Annotated in this window: 14 protein-coding genes and 2 pseudogenes; 12 read left to right on the top strand and 4 right to left on the bottom strand. The window is 68.5% G+C overall.

The genetic code is table 11. The annotated features are described in order from the left end of the window. Positions 1-432: 432 nt before the first annotated feature. The 9 genes and pseudogenes from ACFY3L_RS44590 (at position 433) to ACFY3L_RS44630 (ending at position 10,400) form a co-directional block, all read left to right on the top strand. The gene (locus tag ACFY3L_RS44590; protein ID WP_389339198.1) at positions 433-1,644 is read left to right on the top strand and encodes a hypothetical protein; all 1,212 of its coding nucleotides are present in this window, start codon (positions 433-435) and stop codon (positions 1,642-1,644) included. Between the two features lie 145 nt (positions 1,645-1,789). Then, positions 1,790-2,080, top strand: coding sequence for a barstar family protein (locus tag ACFY3L_RS44595; RefSeq protein ID WP_389339200.1), 291 nt, complete (start codon positions 1,790-1,792; stop codon positions 2,078-2,080). A gap of 91 nt (positions 2,081-2,171) precedes the next feature. Beyond that, positions 2,172-2,453 carry an RHS repeat domain-containing protein gene (locus tag ACFY3L_RS44600; RefSeq protein ID WP_389339418.1) on the top strand — a complete coding sequence of 94 codons (282 nt, stop codon included), beginning with the start codon at positions 2,172-2,174 and terminating at the stop codon, positions 2,451-2,453. Between the two features lie 62 nt (positions 2,454-2,515). Beyond that, on the top strand, positions 2,516-2,752 hold the full coding sequence (locus ACFY3L_RS44605; RefSeq protein WP_389339202.1) for a hypothetical protein: 237 nt from the start codon (positions 2,516-2,518) through the stop codon (positions 2,750-2,752). A gap of 111 nt (positions 2,753-2,863) precedes the next feature. Then, the gene (locus ACFY3L_RS44610; protein WP_389339204.1) at positions 2,864-3,175 is read left to right on the top strand and encodes an RHS repeat-associated core domain-containing protein; all 312 of its coding nucleotides are present in this window, start codon (positions 2,864-2,866) and stop codon (positions 3,173-3,175) included. Positions 3,176-3,459: 284 nt separating this feature from the next. Continuing rightward, complete coding sequence (locus ACFY3L_RS44615; protein WP_389339206.1) at positions 3,460-4,335, top strand: integrase core domain-containing protein; 876 nt, start codon at positions 3,460-3,462, stop codon at positions 4,333-4,335. A 219-nt stretch (positions 4,336-4,554) separates the two neighbouring features. Continuing rightward, positions 4,555-4,734: pseudogene (locus ACFY3L_RS44620) on the top strand (transposase domain-containing protein); the annotation flags it as partial. A 295-nt stretch (positions 4,735-5,029) separates the two neighbouring features. Then, positions 5,030-5,344, top strand: a complete 315-nt coding sequence (locus tag ACFY3L_RS44625) for a hypothetical protein (protein WP_389339431.1) — start codon at positions 5,030-5,032, stop codon at positions 5,342-5,344. A gap of 118 nt (positions 5,345-5,462) precedes the next feature. After that, on the top strand, positions 5,463-10,400 hold the full coding sequence (locus ACFY3L_RS44630; RefSeq protein WP_389339208.1) for an AAA family ATPase: 4,938 nt from the start codon (positions 5,463-5,465) through the stop codon (positions 10,398-10,400). Positions 10,401-10,643: 243 nt separating this feature from the next. On the opposite strand, the gene ACFY3L_RS44635 is transcribed toward ACFY3L_RS44630, so the two are convergent. From ACFY3L_RS44635 to ACFY3L_RS44650, 4 genes are all read right to left on the bottom strand, one after another. After that, on the bottom strand, positions 10,644-11,402 hold the full coding sequence (locus ACFY3L_RS44635; RefSeq protein WP_389339210.1) for an integrase core domain-containing protein: 759 nt from the start codon (positions 11,400-11,402) through the stop codon (positions 10,644-10,646). A gap of 78 nt (positions 11,403-11,480) precedes the next feature. Continuing rightward, positions 11,481-11,741 (bottom strand): hypothetical protein, encoded by a 261-nt coding sequence (locus ACFY3L_RS44640; protein ID WP_389339212.1) that lies wholly within the window; start codon positions 11,739-11,741, stop codon positions 11,481-11,483. Between the two features lie 300 nt (positions 11,742-12,041). Continuing rightward, on the bottom strand, positions 12,042-12,674 hold the full coding sequence (locus ACFY3L_RS44645; RefSeq protein WP_389339214.1) for a 2'-5' RNA ligase family protein: 633 nt from the start codon (positions 12,672-12,674) through the stop codon (positions 12,042-12,044). Between the two features lie 16 nt (positions 12,675-12,690). Further along, positions 12,691-14,172 (bottom strand): helix-turn-helix domain-containing protein, encoded by a 1,482-nt coding sequence (locus ACFY3L_RS44650; RefSeq protein ID WP_389339420.1) that lies wholly within the window; start codon positions 14,170-14,172, stop codon positions 12,691-12,693. A 279-nt stretch (positions 14,173-14,451) separates the two neighbouring features. Between ACFY3L_RS44650 and ACFY3L_RS44655 the strand changes: the two genes are divergently transcribed. The 3 genes and pseudogenes from ACFY3L_RS44655 to ltrA all read left to right on the top strand — a co-directional run bounded on the left by ACFY3L_RS44655 (position 14,452) and on the right by ltrA (position 17,319). Continuing rightward, positions 14,452-14,823 (top strand): hypothetical protein, encoded by a 372-nt coding sequence (locus tag ACFY3L_RS44655; RefSeq protein WP_389339216.1) that lies wholly within the window; start codon positions 14,452-14,454, stop codon positions 14,821-14,823. A gap of 187 nt (positions 14,824-15,010) precedes the next feature. Beyond that, a pseudogene (locus ACFY3L_RS44660) lies at positions 15,011-15,301 on the top strand (hypothetical protein); the annotation flags it as partial. A gap of 527 nt (positions 15,302-15,828) precedes the next feature. Further along, positions 15,829-17,319 carry a group II intron reverse transcriptase/maturase gene (gene ltrA, locus ACFY3L_RS44665; protein ID WP_389339218.1) on the top strand — a complete coding sequence of 497 codons (1,491 nt, stop codon included), beginning with the start codon at positions 15,829-15,831 and terminating at the stop codon, positions 17,317-17,319. Position 17,320: the final 1 nt, after the last annotated feature.

Genomic DNA, 17,320 nt, shown 5'->3' on the forward strand with positions numbered 1-17,320 from the left:
GGCGGCATGCGGTTGCCTGTCGGTGCCGGGCCCTGCTCGTCGGGTCGGTCTCGGTGCTCGATCATCGCCGCATCCTTCCGAGACAGGCATTGCAGGCTTCCGAGACAGGCGTTGCAGGGGCCGGGCAGCCGGACGCCCGGTGAGGCACCGCACCGAGAACGCTACTCCCGGCTGCGCCTTGACGACAGCGCCGCTCGTGTGTATGGGCGTTTGCCCCCGCTACGCGGCGCGACCGGCCGCACCGCTGCGTCCGGCAACCGCGGCCGCCGGCGGGCGGGGGTTACGAGCGGAGCTCTCGCAACCGGGCCGGTGGAAGGTCGTCCGTGGGGATGATGCCGAGGGCGAGCGCGACGTGCCACGCGTCGCGCCGGGCGTGTACCGCGAGCTTGCGGCAGATCGACGCGATGTGGGTCTTGACGGGCCAGCACCTTCGTGGCGTGGGTTTTCGCCAGGCGCAAGCAGCAGCCGCCGCTGCCCGACGAGGCGCTGATCCGGCTGATGACGGATCTGCTCGACCCGCCGGATGACGTGCCATTCGCAAACTACGAACTCTTCGAGGAGCTGTTCTTCGCGGACTGGTCCCGAGTGCTCGTCGCTGTCCGGCACCCTGACCCGCGGGTGCGCCGATTCGCGGCGTCCCACGCCTGGCGGGACGACCTGCGGTTCCTGTTGACCGATCCGGACCCGCAGGTGGCCGCGGCCGCGGCCGCGTCGATCGCCGAGCAGGATCGGCTCATGGAACCGGCGGACCTGCCCGGACAGCACTGCCACGCGTTCTGGTGGGTGCTGCAGCGACCGCTGTCCCAGGCCCTCGCCGAACAGGTGGCCGCCTCCGATGACGTCGAGGCCATCCAGTACATCATCAACAACCCGACGCTGCCGCCCGACATCGTCGAGATGCTCTCGCACCACCCGGAAGCCGGGGTCCGGGCCAGGGTCGCCGGCCGCGCGGACCTCATCGCAGAGCGGGTCGCGGCCCTCGCCGCCGATCCGGACCCGGCCGTCCGTGCCGTGGTCGCCACCCGCACCGGACTGACCGGGGAGCAGATCGACGCCCTCGCCGCCGACCCCGACGACGCTGTCCGCACGGCGATCGCTACACACGCGTACGTCTCCGAAGGGGAACGGGCGATCCTCGCCGGAGAGGCCGACCTGGACCCGCAAGAGGCTGTGCGGTGGGCGCGTTCGGAGAATCCGCGGCTGCGCCGCCGTGCGGCACAACGCCCGGAGCTGCCTTCCGACACGGTCGCCCTGCTCGCCGCCGACCCCGATGCGGCGGTACGGGCGAATCTGGCCCTGTATCACCCTGGCGCTCCCGGTGAACTGTTGCTGAGCTGCTTCCTCGAGAATCGGGACCGGACCAAGTTGCTCTCCCTACCGCAATTCCCGGAGTCCGGCCTGTCCCGCCTCGCCGATCACGCTGATCCGGTTGTGCGGCTTCTGGTTGCCCGCGACCCCGACGCTGATCCGGCGGTGATCGCACACCTGACCACCGACCCGCACCAGAGCGTCCGCAAGGCGATGGCCCGCTGTCCACGCCTACCCTCCGACCGGATCACCGCCCTGCTCAACGACGCGGAACTTGCCGCAGATGCCGCCGCCAACCCGTCACTCGACTGGAGAACGGTCGTCGAGGCGTTATAGAGACCGGGCTCGCGACATCCGCTCATGCCGCCGTCCGCGCGCGCCGGCCAGCAGACGGCTGTCGACGTGTAATGCCGGCCAGGTCGTCCCGGCGCCCGTCTCGGTGGGTGGGCGTGGTGCGACGACGGTCGCTATCGTCCCAGTGGTGCGCGTGCAGCTTGACGGCAACCAGATCCGCTCCGAAGCCGACTTCCACCGGCACGTGGCAGCACTTCTGGACTTCGGCCCCCACTACGGGCACAACTTGAACGCGTTGTGGGACCGACTGACCACCGATGTTCCGCGTCCCGTTCACTTCATCTGGACCGCGGCACGAGCGAGTCGCTCGGCCATGGGAAGGACCGCGTTCAATCGAATCGAAGACGTCCTTCGCGCGTCGGCCGACCGCGACGCCGCCTCGGGTCGGATCGACCGCTTCACCTACGAACTCGCGTAGCGCCGTCCAGGCCGTTTCGCGCACCGACATCCTCATCCCCCGCCGCGAGTCGCTTGCCAAAGAACGTGGACGGCAGCCTGACGGCAAGTGGATCAGGTTCAGCTACGACGCGGGCAACCGGATCACCCGCGCCGAGGACGTCCTCGGCCGTGCGGTGGCCTACACCTATGACACCACCGGGCGCCTGTCGACCGTCACCGACGCCAACCTCGGTGTCACCACGTACACCTACGACACGGCCGGTCGGCTCAAGACCATCAAGGATCCGCGGAACACCGTCTACCTGACCAACGACTACGACACCAACGGACGGGTCGCGACCCAGACGATGCCGTCGGGTACCTACCAGATCATCGATGAGAAGCTAGGGTAGCTCGTGGACGTCTTCTGTACTTCCCATCCGACGCCGGCGTCGCGCTGGACGCGCTCGAGGACGTGATCGAGGAGACGCTGGGCGACCGGGGCCGCACGACCGGTGGTGGCCTTGGCGACAAGGGCGGCAACGTCGACTTCGCCTTGTTCGATGACGCCGGCTGGAAGCGGGTCCTGGCCGAACTGGTGGCGCCGCTCGTCGAGGAGGGCGTGCCGCTGGACGCCTACTTCGTCCTGCCGGACCTGCCGGACCGGCCGCGCCGCACCCTGCTGTCCCTGCAACCGGCCGCAGGCGCCTGAGCCCCGGCCGGTCCACCGCCTCGCAACGATTCCGGGTCATGACCGCCACGGCGGTCATGACCCGTCCGCGTTCGACCGTTCAGCCGCACCACCAGCGCGGGCAGCCGGTCGTTGCTGACCGACGGGTTGGGCAACACGGTCGGGCTGGCGGACGGCACGAGTGTCGGCGCCGAGTACAGCTATCAGCCCTTCGGCGCGACCACTGTCTCGGGTGACGACCTGGGCAACCCGACCCGCTTCACCGGCCGTGAGGACGATGGAAACGGCCTCTACTACGCCCGGTTGCGGTACTACTCCACCGACAGCAGCCGATTCGTCAGCAAAGACCCGATCGGCCTCGCCTCTGGCGACACCAACCCTGCCCTCGCCGAAAACCCCATCCGCCCTGGTAGGAGCTGGCGCATGGGAGGACCTGGATGTTGACAGCGGTTCGCTGAGTCGGCCTCTGGTGCGGCAGGCAATCGCCGCGACATGATGATCGATCGTGCTGCTGCGACTGGCCTACCTGGCCGTGACGAACGCATTCGCCCTACTGCGCCTGCTGCCGATGAGCGACCGGGACAAGGACGTGGAAATCCTGGCATTGCGCCATCAGATCACCGTGTTGGAGCGGCAACTCGGCAACGACAGGCCCCGGTTCGACCCGAGCGATCGAGCGTTTTCTGGCGGCGCTGCTGCATCGGCTCCCGCTCAACGTGCTGCGTCGGTTGCGGCTGCTGGTGCGCCCCGACACCGTTCTGCGGTGGCACCGGGACCTGCTCGCACGCCGCCACGCGGCCCGGTCTCGGCCCAAGCGGCCGAGCCGGCCGCGGACCGTGCACTCGATTCGCGCCCTGGTGCTGCGCCTGGCGCGGGAGAATCCCGGCTGGGGATATCGTCGCCTGCACGGCGAACTGCTCGTGCTGGGCATCAAGGTGGCCGCGTCCACCGTGTGGGAGATCTTGCGTGAGGCCGGGATCGATCCGGCGCCCGAGCGCGCCCGCAGCACGTGGGCCGACTTCCTGCGCTCGCAGGCCGATGCCCTGCTGGCGTGCGATTTCTTCGAGACCGTCACCCTGACCGGGGCGCGGTTGTACGTGCTCGCGGTGATCGAGCACGCCAACCGCCGGGTCTGGGCCCTGGGCACGACCGCGCACCCGACCGCCACGTGGGTGACGCAAGCGGCGAAGAACCTCGTCATAGACCTCGAAGACGTCGGTTGCCGGGCCAAGTTCATGATCCGAGACCGGGACGGCAAGTTTCCTGCGTTGTTCGACGCCATTCTCAAGGATGCGGGTGTCGAGGTCGTGCTCAGCCGGATCCGGATGCCGCGCATGAATGCGATCATGGAACGGTGGGTGCAGACCTGCCGTCGTGAGTTGCTGGACCGGACGCTGATCTGGAATCAGCGGCACCTGCTGCACGCCCTGCACGAGTACGAGCGCTTCTGCAACGAACACAGACCCCACCAGGGCATCGTGAACGCCCGCCCGCTGCACCCCTTGCCCGCACCGATCGCCGACCCGGAACAGATCGCCCGTCTTAACATACAAAGACGCGATCACCTCGGCGGCATCCTCCACGAATACGAACATGCCGCCTGAACTGCCCGGATGACATTCTCGGCAGGCGCAGGGTCGTCAAGGGCGTGTCTGCGACATGAGGCAGCGGAGCTCAGGTATAGAGGGTGGTCACTCTAAGACGCCGTTGAACCTGGAGCTCCGCTGGCTGATCAGATTGCCATAATCCGAACGGTGACGGTAGCTGCGGGGGTGTTCGCGCCTGAACATCTCGGCGAGCTGACACGTCTGGTGCCGTTCGAGATGGTCGATGACGTCCTGGACATGACCAGGCGTGCCGAGATACGGGTGCGGCTGCTGCCGGCCCGGGTCGTCGTCTACCTGCTGCTGGCGGGGTGCCTGTTCGCCGAGTTGGGATACCGGCAGGTGTGGGCCAAACTGACCAGCAGCCTGCAGGGCCTGCCGGTTGCCTCGCCCAGCGGCAGCGCGTTGCGGCAGGCCCGGGCCCGTCTCGGTCCGCGACCGATGCGGGCGCTGTTCGATCTGCTGCGCGGCCCGCCCGTCACCACCGCCACCCAGGTGCGGTGGCGCGGTCTGCTGCTCACCGTGTTCGACGGAACGGTCCTCACGGTTGCGGACTCGCCGGCCAACACCCGCCGCTACGCCAAGCAGCGCGGCAACCACGGCGGTTCCGGCTACCCACAACTGCGGCTGAGCGGGTTGCTGGCGTGCGGCACCCGCTCCGTCCTGGACGCCGTGTCCGGCCCGGTCAGCACCGGTGAACTCGACCCTCGGCGGACGTGTCCTACGCGCCCGGACCCCAGACGGCATCCAGCAGGAGATCTACGCCCTGCTCATCACCTACCAGCTCATCCGCACCGCGATGCTCGACGCCACCGACAGCCAGCCCGGTCTCGACCCCGACCGAGCCAGCTTCACCACCGCCCTGAACACCGCCCGCGACCAGGTCGTCCACGCCGCCGGCGTCATCGCCGACACCACCATCGACCTGGTCGGTGTCATTGGCGCCCACATCCTGGCGAACCTGCTGCCAGGGCTGGAGCGTGGGACTCGTAGACCGTCGCCGGCCTGAGCCGGTGTCGGCCGCGGTAAGCGGCGCCCCTCGCCGTTACCCTCAAATAGGGGTAAAAGCAGGGCATAAGGTTGTTCCGACCAGGTGTGCGGGGCTGTCGAATGGGGCGGCTGGGAGAATGGCTCGGCGAAATTCGCTCGTTCGGGGCGACGTGGTACACGAGAGTGAACACACACGCGTCACTCGGCTGTGTGTCGATGGGCACACGGCCGTCCGCAAGGAGCCGCTGGGACCTGATGCCCAGCGGCGGGTGCGACACGAGTTGGCGATGCTCGAGAGGCTGCGCGGCGTCGAAGGGGTCGCGCAGTTGGTGGAGGCGCCGCGGCGCCAGGGGTCGATCGTGCTGGCGGACGCCGGTGAGGCGAGCCTGGCCGGGTTGCCGAAGCCGCTGGCCGTCGGCGACCTGGTCGGGCTGGCGGTGGGGCTGGCCCGGGCGGTGGCGGGGATGCACCGGCGGGGTGTGCTGCACCGGGACATCACGCCGGCGAACGTGGTGATCTCCCGTGACGGCGCGCCGGGTCTGGTGGATTTCGCGTTGGCGACGCCGCTGGCCGAGCTTCGTCCCGAGTTCACGCATCACGCCGAAATCGTGGGGACGTTGGCGTATTTGGCGCCGGAGCAGACCGGACGGACCGGCCGGTCGGTGGATCAGCGGGCCGACCTGTACGCATTGGGTGCGACGCTGTACGAGCTGGCCACGGGTGCGCCGCCGTTCGGCTCCGGCGATCCGTTGCGGCTCACGCATGACCATTTGGCTCGGGTGCCGGTGCCGCCGGCGCAGGTGAACCCGGCCGTGCCCGCGCCGCTGTCCGAGATCATCATGCATCTGCTGGAGAAGGAACCGGACAACCGGTATCAGACGGCCGAAGGCGTGGTCTACGACCTGGAGCGGTTGCGGGACCCGCAAACACGTGCGGCGGTTGGGCTGCGGGTCGGCGAGCGCGATGTGCCGCTGCGGCTGCTGCCGCCGTCGCGGCTGGTGGGACGCGATGCGGAAGTGGCGGCGCTGGAGGCGGCGTTTGCAGATGCGCTGGCGGGCCGGTGCCGTGGGGTGCTGGTCAGCGGGGCGCCGGGGGTCGGTAAGACGGCGTTGGTGGATGAGCTGCGGCCGGTGGTGACGGGCAGGGATGGCTGGTTCGTCGCCGGCAAGTTCGACCAGTACCGGCGGGATCTGGAGTTCAACGCGGTGTATCTGGCGTTTCGCGGGTTGGGGCGGTTGTTGCTGGCCGAGCCGGAGGATGAGCTGGCCCAGGTCCGTGGGCGGATCTTGGAGGGGGTTGGGCCGAACGCGGGTCTGCTGACGGCAGTGGTGCCGGAGTTCGCGGCGTTGCTGGGGGTGCCGCCCGATCCCGGGGATCCGTTGACCGCGCAGGCGCGGGCGCAACGCGTGCTGGTGGAGGTGCTACGGGCGGTCGCTTCGCCGGAGCGGCCTCTGGTGGTGTTCATCGATGACCTGCAGTGGGCGGGCCGGACGCCGCTGGGTTTCGTCGACTTGGTGCTGAGCAAGGAGCCAATTCGCGGCCTGTTGCTGGTGGGTGCGTACCGCGAGGACGTGAGCGCGGCGCATCCGTTGGCGGCGCCGCTGTCCCGGTGGCGTGACCAGCCCGTGCGACACGTGCGGCTGGCCAACCTGCCCGTCCCGGGTCTCGTCACCATGGTTGCGGAGATGCTGCACGTGGACGAGGCCGAGGCGGCGGGCCTGGGCGAGGTGATCAACCCGCACACGTCCGGCAACCCGTACGAGACAGTGGAACTGCTCAACGCGCTGCGCCGCGACGGTGTGTTGACGGCGGCGGCCGGGTGGCGGTGGGACGCGGCGGAGGTGCGTGCTCACCTTGGCCGGTCCGACGTGGCCGGGTTGCTTGGGGCGCGGGTCGATGCCTTGCCGACGCGGTCGCGGCGGGTGGTGGAGGCGATGGCGTGTCTTGGCGGGCAAGCCGAGTTGAGCGTGCTGCAGACCGCCATCGGCGCGCGGGCGGGCGTGGTGGAACGGCGGCTGGCGCCTGCCCTGGACGAGGGCCTGCTGGTGGCAGAGTCCGGGATACACCAGGCGGTACGGTTTCGCCACGATCGGATGCGCGAGGTGATTCTGCGTGGTGTGGGTCCCCAGCGGCGGTGCACCCTGCAGCTGGCGATGGCGCGGCGGCTGGCCGGGGTGCCGGAGTTGTTCGCGGCCGCGGCGGAGCAGTACCTGGCGGTGGTCGACGCGGTCGACGAACCCGCGGAGCGGCGTCGGGTGGTGGGGCTGTTGCGGCGCGCCGTCGGCCAGGCGGCGTTGATCGGGGACTACGCGCTGGTTGACGCGTTGCTGGCGGCCGCGCTGCGGCTGATCGACCCGGGTGAGACCGCCACACTTGTCGAGGTGCACGTCGGCCGCCACGCCGCGTTGTACGGCCTTGGGCGCCTGGACGAGGCGGACGAGGAGTACCACACGATCGAGGGGCTGTGTACCAATGCCGTGGACCGGGCGGCCGCGACGTGCGTGCAGGTGTTCAGCCTGGCCCACCGGAATCGTCTTGCGGAGGCGATCGGGTTGGGTGTCGAGTCGCTGCGCGGGCTTGGCATCACCGTACCGGCGGCGGACCGGCTCCCCGCCGAAGTCGACCACCAGTTCGATCTTCTGTACCGTCTTCTGACCGAGTGGCTGGACCACACCGAGGCCGCGGATGATCTGGCACATCCGGAGATCACCGACCCGACGCTGCTCGCCACGGCCCGTCAGATCACTGCGGTCCTGCCGGCGGCCTACTTCGCCGCTGACTACGCCACGTTCAGCTGGCTGAGCCTGGAAGCGCTGCGGATCTGGCTCGAGCACGGGCTGGGTCCTACCCTGGTCGGCCCCGCCAGCCATGCCGCCTTCTACATTGTGGTGCTGCGCGGTGACTACGCTGCTGCCGGGCACCGGGCGCTGCGCCGGATCCTGGCGCTGGGCGAGGCACGCGGCTGCGAGCCCGACACCTCCCAGGCGCGCTTCCTGTTCGCTCTTGTCTGCTGCTGGTTCGAGCCGATCGAAAACAGTGTCCAAGCAGCTCGGCAGGCCCGGGAGGGGCTGATCGCGGCGGGCGAGTTGACCCGCGCCGGCTACACCTATTACCCGACCGTGATGGGTCTGCTGGACGGCGCGCCATCGCTGGAAGTCTGCGTCGCCGAGGTGAAGGCGGGGCTGGCCTTCGTGCGGCGTACCGGCGACGAGCAAACCGCCCAGTGGCTCGACTGCTACCGGTGGCTGGCCGATGTGCTGCGCGGCGAAACCGCAGCCGCAGCCGGTGAGGCGGCGCCCGACAGGCACGTCGACGATGCGTTCGCGCTGTTCCACGCGCATGTCAACCATGCGGTCGCCGCCGCCATCTTCGACGATCCGGTCGCCCTGGCGCGGCACACCGCGGCGGCGATGCCGCTGCTGCCGACCGCCCCGGGCCTCTACCCGACCGCCCTGGCCCACCTGCTGCGCGGGCTGGCCCTTGCCGGGCAGGCCCGGGACAGCCACGCTGACGAGCGCGGCGCTGCGCTGTGCGAACTGGACGAGGTGACACGCTGGCTGGCCGCCCGCGCCGCGGACGCACCGGAGAACTTCCAGCATTTGCTGCGGCTGCTGGAGGCCGAACGGGCCTGGGCCGTCGGCGACTTCCGCGCCGCCGCCCTCGCCTTCGACGCCGCCCTGCGCGAGGCCACCCAACGTCAGCGGCCATGGCACCGGGCCCTGATCACCGAACGCGCGGCCCGGTTCCACCTCGCCCACGGCCTCGAACACGCTGGCTACGACCTGCTCATCGAAGCGCGCCAGGAGTACCTCGCATGGGGCGCCACCGCGAAAGTCGACCAACTCGACTGGGCCTACCCGACCTTGCGTCCACAACCCGGCACCAACGGGCCGCAGCGCGCTGACCAGAGCGGTAACCGGGACGGGGATGTCCCGCACCAACGGGCCGCCGTCACCACCGGAGCGCTCGACCTGCTCGGCATCTTGTCCGCCTCGCAGACCCTGAGTTCCGAGACCAGCATCGAACGGCTGCACGCCCGCGTGGTTCAGGTGCTCAGCGCCATGACCGGCGCCACCGACGTGCACCTGCCGCTGTGGAGCGACGAGCGGCACGACTGGCTGCTGCCCACTCCAGACGGCGGCATGGGACACGCGGTGCCGATGTCGGTGCTGCGATACGTCCAGCGCATCGGTGAGCCACTGGTCGTGGCCGACGCCACCCGCGACGACCGTTTCGCCCGCGACCCCTACTTCACCGACCTCACCTGCTGCTCACTCCTGGCCGTGCCCGTCCTCAGCCGCGGGAGGCTACGGGCGGTACTGCTGCTGGAAAACCGGCTCATCCGAGGCGCCTTCACCACCGAACGACTCGACGCGGTCAAACTCATCGCCGGCCAACTCGCCGTCTCCCTCGACAACACCCGGCTGTACACCGAACTCACCACCTCCCGCGCGCGGATCGTCGCCACCGCCGACCAAACCCGCCGACGCATCGAGCGCGATCTGCACGACGGCGCCCAGCAGCGACTGGTCTACCTGGGGCTGCAGCTGCGCGCGGTGCAGGCGGCGCTGCCACCCGAACTCGACGAGCTCGACGCCCAGCTCAACCACGCCGTCGCCACAGCAGCCGACGCGCTGGATGAGCTACGCGAGATCGCCCGCGGCATCCATCCAGCGATCCTCACCCATGGCGGCCTCCGCCCTGCGCTGCGTGCGCTCGCCCGCCGTTCCCCGATCCCGGTCCATCTCGACCTGCGCGCCGAAGGGCGGGTGTCCGAGCATGTCGAGGTCAGCGCCTACTACGTCGTCGCCGAGGCACTCACCAACGCGGCCAAACACGCGCGCGCCTCGACCGTCACGGTCACCGTCGAAACGGACCCCGCCGACGCCGTCCTGCACGTCGCGGTCCGCGACGACGGCGTCGGCGGCGCCGACTTCACCCGCGGCACGGGCCTGCTCGGCCTCAAAGACCGAGTAGAGGCACTCGGCGGCCGAATCTCGCTCCACAGCCCCCGCGGGGCGGGAACCAGCCTGCGCATAGAACTCCCGCTCACCGCCACGAACAGCAACGTCTAGCTCACGTCTAGTCGCAACGCCGTTCAGCTACGCGGTTCGGTGGGTCGTCAAGGGCGTGTCTGCGACATGAGGCAGCGGAGCTCCGGCATAGAGGGTGGTCACTCTAAGACGCCCTTGAACCTGGAGCTCCGCTGGCTGATCAGATTGCCATAACCCGGACGGTGACGGTAGCTGCGGGGGTGTTCGCACCCGGACATCTCGGCGAGCTGACGCTGTGCCTGCCGAATATGCCATCCGGGCAGTTCAGGCGGCATGATCGTACTGGCGGAGGACGCCGCCGAGGCGGTCATGTCGATGGATGTTCAGGTGGGCGAGCCGGTCTGGATCGGTGATCGGTTCGGGTAGTGGGGCCAGTGGCCGGGCGTTGGCGATGCCCTGGTGGGGTCTGTGTTCGTTGTAGAAGGTCTCGTACTCGCGTAGTGCGTGCAGCAGGTGTCGTTGGTTGAGGATCAGTGTCCGGTCGAGCAGTTCGTGCCGGCAGGTCCGTATCCAGCGTTCCGTGACCGCGTTCATCCGGGGCATCCGGACGCCGCTGAGCAGGACCGCGATTCCTGCTTCGGCGAGGACAGCGTCGAACAGCGCCGGGTCCTTGCCGTCCCGGTCGCGGATCAGGTACCTCACCTGGCATCCCGCGTCCTGCGGGTCCATCACCAGGTTGCGGGCGGCCTGGGTCACCCACGCCGCGGTGGGATGTGCGGTCGCGCCGAGGATCCGGATCCGGCGGCTGGTGTGCTCGACGACCGCGAGGACGTACATCCTGGTTCCGGTCAGCGTGATCGTCTCGAGGAAGTCCGCGGCCAGCAGCGCCTCGGCCTGGGAATGCAGGAATTGCGCCCAGGTCGTGGCGGTCCGGTCCGGGGCTGGATCGATCCCGGCCTCGCGCAGGATCTCCCAGACTGTGGACGCGGCGACCTTGACTCCGAGGGTGAGCAGTTCCCCGTGCACCCGCCGGTACCCCCAGGGCGGGTTCTCCCGGACCAGGCGCAGCACCAGCGCGCGCACCGAGCCGATGGTGCGCGGCCGTCCTCGTCGGCGGGGACGCGACGCCGCCGCGTGGCGGCGAGCATGCAGGTCACGATGTCAGCGCAGAATCGTGTCGGGCCGTACCAACAGCCGCAGGCTGTACAGACTGGGTCTGGGCAGTGTGCTGAGCAGCGCGGCCAGCCATGCCCGGTCGGCTGGCTCGAACTGGACCCGCTGCCCGCCGAGTTGGCGGTGCAGCACGGCGAGCTGGTGCCGTAGGGCAAGGATCTCCGCGTCCTTGTCACGGTCGCTGCCTGGCAGTAGGCGCAGCAGCGTCAGCGCGTTGGTGACGCCCAGGTACGCCAGTCGCAGCAGCATGAGACGGCATCATCGCGTAGTCACCGACGGCGACGGCAAGCAGGACACGGGGACCCGACGATCAAGAACGCATTCGTATGGTGGACTGCCCTCTGACCAGCACGGACGCATTTTTCGGCAGGTACAAGGCTTGATGTGACGGCGCTGGACGAGCCCAGCACGTGGTGCTGTCATCCGTCCGCGCCATGCTGCGGTTCTGCAGCTCGCCGAGGTCGGCATCGACATCGAGGTGGACAAGGCGTCGACCCCTCCCTGTCACGCTGATGTGAGGCAGGGAGGGGCCGACTCTCGTTGCGAGCGTCAGCTCCCGAGCGCAACCGTGGCGTACGGCTCCCAGACGTACATGCCTTCGTCCCTGTTCAAGACGATGAGCTGGCATGAGCGGATGAGCGCGTCGGCCTTGATCTGGGGTGCGTTGTCGAGCATCTGTACGAGCGGTGCCCCGGGCCCGGGTGCATTGACATACGCGAGACTCATGTGCGGGTTGTACGGCTCTGCGGCCTCGGGTACTCGGTCGTCGCCCCAGACGTCGGCAATCGAGGCGCGGATTGCTGACCGTAGCTGGCGGACGGGTTCTGCCGGCTGGACGGCGATCTGGATGGACTCCGAGTCGACGTGCGGCGTACCGATGGTGAGCTGCAGCGGGCTGAGCTTCGCACATCGAACGCGTGCTGCCTCGACGATCGCGTCCACGTCGGCCGGCGGGACCTGGTCGACGAATCCGATGCCTTGCATGGTGAGGTGCAGCCACTCGATGGGGATGATGTCGAGGGAGGGCTGTGGGGAGAGCACGTCCCGGTACTGGTCGGCAAGCGCAGCGGCTGAAGGTTGGTCGCTGAAGGTGATGTGCCAGGTGTAGAAGCGGGATCCGACACCCCATCCCGGACGCCAGTACCAGTGGTCGCGAACCTCAGCTGCGTGTGCGATGGCCATTTCGATCTCTCCAGTTCTATGCAGGCAGCTGGCGGCTGACGCTGCCAGCGCAGAAGTCTCGGATGGCCGCCTGCAGTCCGCGGGCCTCAGGGCTGGTGCGAAGCGTCGGTTTGGAGCTGATGAGCCGGTCCACTTCGCGAAGTCGTCGGGCGACCGTGTCGAGGCGTTGCTCGGTCGGCAGTTTGAGGACCGGGCTCAGCACCTCGACAGCACCGTCCACGGTGTCCGCCGCGATGTGTGCGGACGCAGCCCAGATGCGAATCTGCGAGAGGGTGCCGTACGCGACGGTCGAGTCTCCGGCAGCTGCGCTCAGGGCCAGTTCGGCGTGCCGGATCGCGGCGACCGGCTGGCCGATGCGCAGTAGGACGGCGCCGGCGTAGTTGTGATGCCGAATCTCACCGCAGGCGAGCAAGCCGCCAACCGTATCGGTGCCAACTCGCTGCCGGGCGTCTTCGGCCCGATCGAGTGCCTTCTGCGCCGGATCGGCTGCGCCGATCTCGGCCCATGCATCGGCCTCCTGGCAGGCGAGCATGACGCTCGCGGTGCCGTTCGGTGCATGGGCGAGCCCTTGTGCCGCCATGGCTGCGGCGTCCTCGAACCGCTGGTCCCAAAGGTGAACCTTGCTCATTGTCGACAGGACCCACGCGCGCAACGTGTCGTCGTGAGCCATCTCCGCGCACACCCAACTCGTGCGCGCCTGACTCTCCGCCGCCGCATGGTGACCCAGGTCGCCCGCCATCCAGGCCAGCAGCGTGCACAGATAGCCCGCCCAGGTGTACAGCTCGCGAGTCTGGTCGGGGTGCTGGTGACCGGTCTGCAGGAGGCGGAAGACGCGGTCGGCCAGCAGTCCGGCCCGGGCGTAGATAGGCACCGGAGGCCGCGTCAGGTAGTCGGAGGCGATCCTTCGGGTCGAGGCCGCGAGGTCGTCCAGTGTCAGAGGTCCGACGTTCGACGACTCGGCCCAGGCTCCGAACTCGGACGTCCGTTCCGTCACGGCGATGATCAGCTCCGTTTCGTCGAGTAGGTCTCCAACATTCCACCGCACGGCCCGACCTTGTTCACCCGAGACGTTGAAAGGCGCAGCGGTCCAAGGCTCCACGGCCGCAGGGTTGGGTGCCGCAGTTTTCAGGAGGAGCGAACGCTCGGTTTCCGGCATCGCCGCAAGGTCGTCGAGGTCGACGAGTGCCGTCGGCGTGGTGCCGTACACCGTTGCGAGGGCGATCAGTGCGTGCAAAGTCGGTCGGCGGCCTCCGACTGGCCAGCGCTCGTAGTCGCTGATGCGCGCCCCCGTGTAGGCGGCGGATGTGGTACTGGAGGCGTTGAGCTGGGCTGCTACCGCGTCCTGCGTCAACCCGTGTGCCTGCCGGTAGGCCTCACGGGGCCGGAGACCGAAACGGCGCTGCAGCTCCGCGGCCACCGCGTCCGGGGCGGCGCCGAGCCGGGCCAGCTTGCGGCGGATCTCGTCGCGTTCAACCTTCGTTCCCGTCCTCCGAGGCATCGTTCGCACTTCCTCACCGTCGCTGTTTGGACGGTATCGCCGTCGGCGGCGCCACCGATACATGCGCTGGTAGGCGGCTCGTCGGGCGGTGGGTACTTAGTGCCGTGTTGATCTATAAGTAGCCAGGTCAGCGGGTTGTGGTGGTGGGGGAAATTCTCGCCAGGTCTGGTAATCCGCAGGGGTCCGTCGATGGGCCAAGCTACTTCCGCGCCGCACGGAACGTGACGTGTGGATCTACGGAAGGCCAACGCAGGCTGGCCGCGAGGCGAGGAGTCGGTCATGGGTGGTGCCGCGCCGGCAGGCGTTGCCGTACTACCTGAGGGAACTGAAGCAGGACACCGACGTGGGCCGGGGCCGGGCGATCGGTTCTCGCTGGGCCGGCTGCTCACCTGTGACAACTGCGATCAACTGTTGCGGCCTTCCTGGGACCTGAGTGGTGAGCGGCAGTACATATTCCTCTGCGGCTGCCGACGCGGAGGAATCAACGCCGACGTGGTGGAACGACTGGTTTACCAGCGGGTCGAGGCCGAGTCGGTGCTGCTGGTGGCCGATGTAGCCGTCGAAGCGCTTCCCGCGGTCTTCCAAGGCATCTTTGCCGCGGTGCGCATCGGTCACAGCACCGAAGACCTGATGTTCGTCTGGCGGATCTAGCAGGCATCTGGCCGCCGTCACTGCGCTGGCTGATGGTGGCGGCCAGATTTCACGGTTCAGGCACATGGCACGGCATCGGCGCGTCAGGCGGTGACGCGCGGATGAGTCATGTCCGCCGGCGGTTGGTCGGTGGTTCACGAAATTGATTGGGAGGACGAGCGACGTGAGTACGACACAGCGGCTGCCGGTGCCGGCAGGCGGAGTTCCGGCGCAGGGCGGCGGTTACCGGCCGGAGCTGCGGCGGACCCTCGGGTTCAAGGACCTGATCGTCTACGGGTTGGTGTTCATGGTGCCGATCGCCCCGATGGGCATCTTCGGCTCCGTCTACGCCGCCTCCGGCGGCATGGTCGCCCTGGCGTACGCGGTCGGCATGGTCGCGATGCTGTTCACGGCGGCGTCGTACGCGCAGATGGTGAAGGCGTTCCCGCTGGCCGGCAGCGTCTACAACTACGCCGGCGTGCGCCACGAGGCGCCAGTGTTTCGAGTGGGGGTGAAAGACCCTTACCGCCGAGCCGTCGCAGCGGCTTGGTGAAGCTGGGGGCAGCCTGCCCCGGGGAACGCCGGGATGGGTGGGAAGCAGCCCCGACAACGGCGGGACGGGTCGGTACTACCAGACGATGCGGGTCCGTCTAGCGAGGTCAGAAGGTGTAACGCGAGTGAACCAGTGGCTGAAGTCCCGTAAGAGTTGTGACGGCTCAAACCTGGTGGATATGGGCCGGAACGCAGTGCGTGATCAGATCGGATGTGCCGATCGGGTCAACTCCGAAGCTGGCTACCAGTGCCGGTGGGGAGGCCACGCCGAAGGACTGCGGCGTAGGCGTGGCGAGGCTGCCGGGGTAGAGCTGGACACCGCCCTGACCGATCGAATGCTGGTGAACGTGGGATCCGTCCACGGTCGCCCTCCCGCTGGGCATCCGGCCCAGTGGTGGGCAGGTCCGTTGCCGGCTGTGGGCCGTGGGCGGGGCGGAGGACCCGTAGTAGTCCGGGCGCGCGAGAGGTGCGTACATGGCGAAGGGGTCCAGCAAGTCAGTGGCGAGGTTGCTGGAAGATCAGGAGGTTGCGCCGGTGAATACCGACGATCCAGAGCTTGAGCTGTTACGAGCTGAGCAACGGGTACTGGAGATCCAGACCAAGCTGCACCGGTGGGCTCGGCAGGAGCCTCATCGTAAGTTCGATGACCTGTTCAATCTGGTGTCCGATCCCGCATTCCTGTTGGTGGCGTGGGATCGGGTGCGGGGTAACCGGGGTGCGCGCACCGCCGGGGTCGACGGGGTGACCGCGGCCATGGTGGAGGCGGTGCGGGGGGCCGAGAAATACCTCGGCGAGGTGCGGACATCGTTGAAAGACCGCACGTTCCGCCCGTTGCCGGTGCGGGAGCGGATGATTCCTAAGTCGGGTGGGAAGTTGCGCCGGCTTGGGATCGCGACCATCACCGACCGGGTGGTCCAGGCATCCTTGAAACTGGTGTTGGAGCCGATCTTCGAGGTGGACTTCCTTCCGTGCAGCTATGGATTCCGCCTGGAGCACCGGACCCACGACGCGGTGGCCGAGGTGCGCTACCTGACGTCCCGCTCGTACGAGTGGGTCGTAGAAGGCGACATCAAAGCCTGCTTCGACGAGATTTCGCACTCGGCGCTCATGGACCGGGTACGCAAACGGATCGGGGACAAACGGGTCCTGGACTTGGTGAAGGCGTTCCTTAAGGCGGACATCCTCGGTGAGGACCGCCGGTTGAGGGCCAACCGGATGGGAACCCCGCAGGGGTCGATCTTGTCGCCGCTGCTGAGTAACGTGGCACTGTCGGTGTTGGACGAGTACATCGCCCGGCATCCGGGAGGCCCGAACAGCACGGGTCCGCAACGCATCCGGAGGCGGCGTCAGGGCTTGCCCAACTGCCGCCTGGTGCGCTTCGCTGACGACTGGTGCTTGGCCGTGGCCGGCACGAGGTCCGACGCGGAGGCGTTGCGGGACCAGACGGCGGCAGTGCTTGCCGGGATGGGTCTGCGCCTGTCCCCGGAGAAGACGCTGATTACCCACATCGACCAGGGCCTGGACTTTCTGGGGTGGCGCATCCAGCGGCACCGCAAGCCGGGCACGAACCGGTACTACGTCTATACCTATCCGGCAAAGAAGGCGCTGCGCGCCATCATGGCCAGGGTCAAGACGATCTGCCGGGAGACAGGCACGAACCAGCCGCTCGATGCCCTGCTCGACCGGCTGACGCCGGCGTTGCGGGGATGGAGCCTGCATTTCAGGTGGGGGGTATCCAGCGCGACGTTCAGCTACCTGCACCACTACACGTGGCACCGGGTATGGCGCTGGGTCCGCAAGAAACACCCCAAGACAGCCTGGAAGACCCTCCTGCGCCGATACGGCGAACCGGGAGGGTGGCCGACCACGGAGGCACAACGGTTGTTCGACCCGGCGACGGTACGCACGAAGCGCTACCGCTACCGGGGCACGAAGATTCCAACGCCGTGGCCGGTCGCGGGATGAG

The sequence above is a fragment of the Dactylosporangium sp. NPDC000521 genome, assembly GCF_042898305.1.
In the GTDB taxonomy this organism is placed as follows: domain Bacteria; phylum Actinomycetota; class Actinomycetes; order Mycobacteriales; family Micromonosporaceae; genus Dactylosporangium.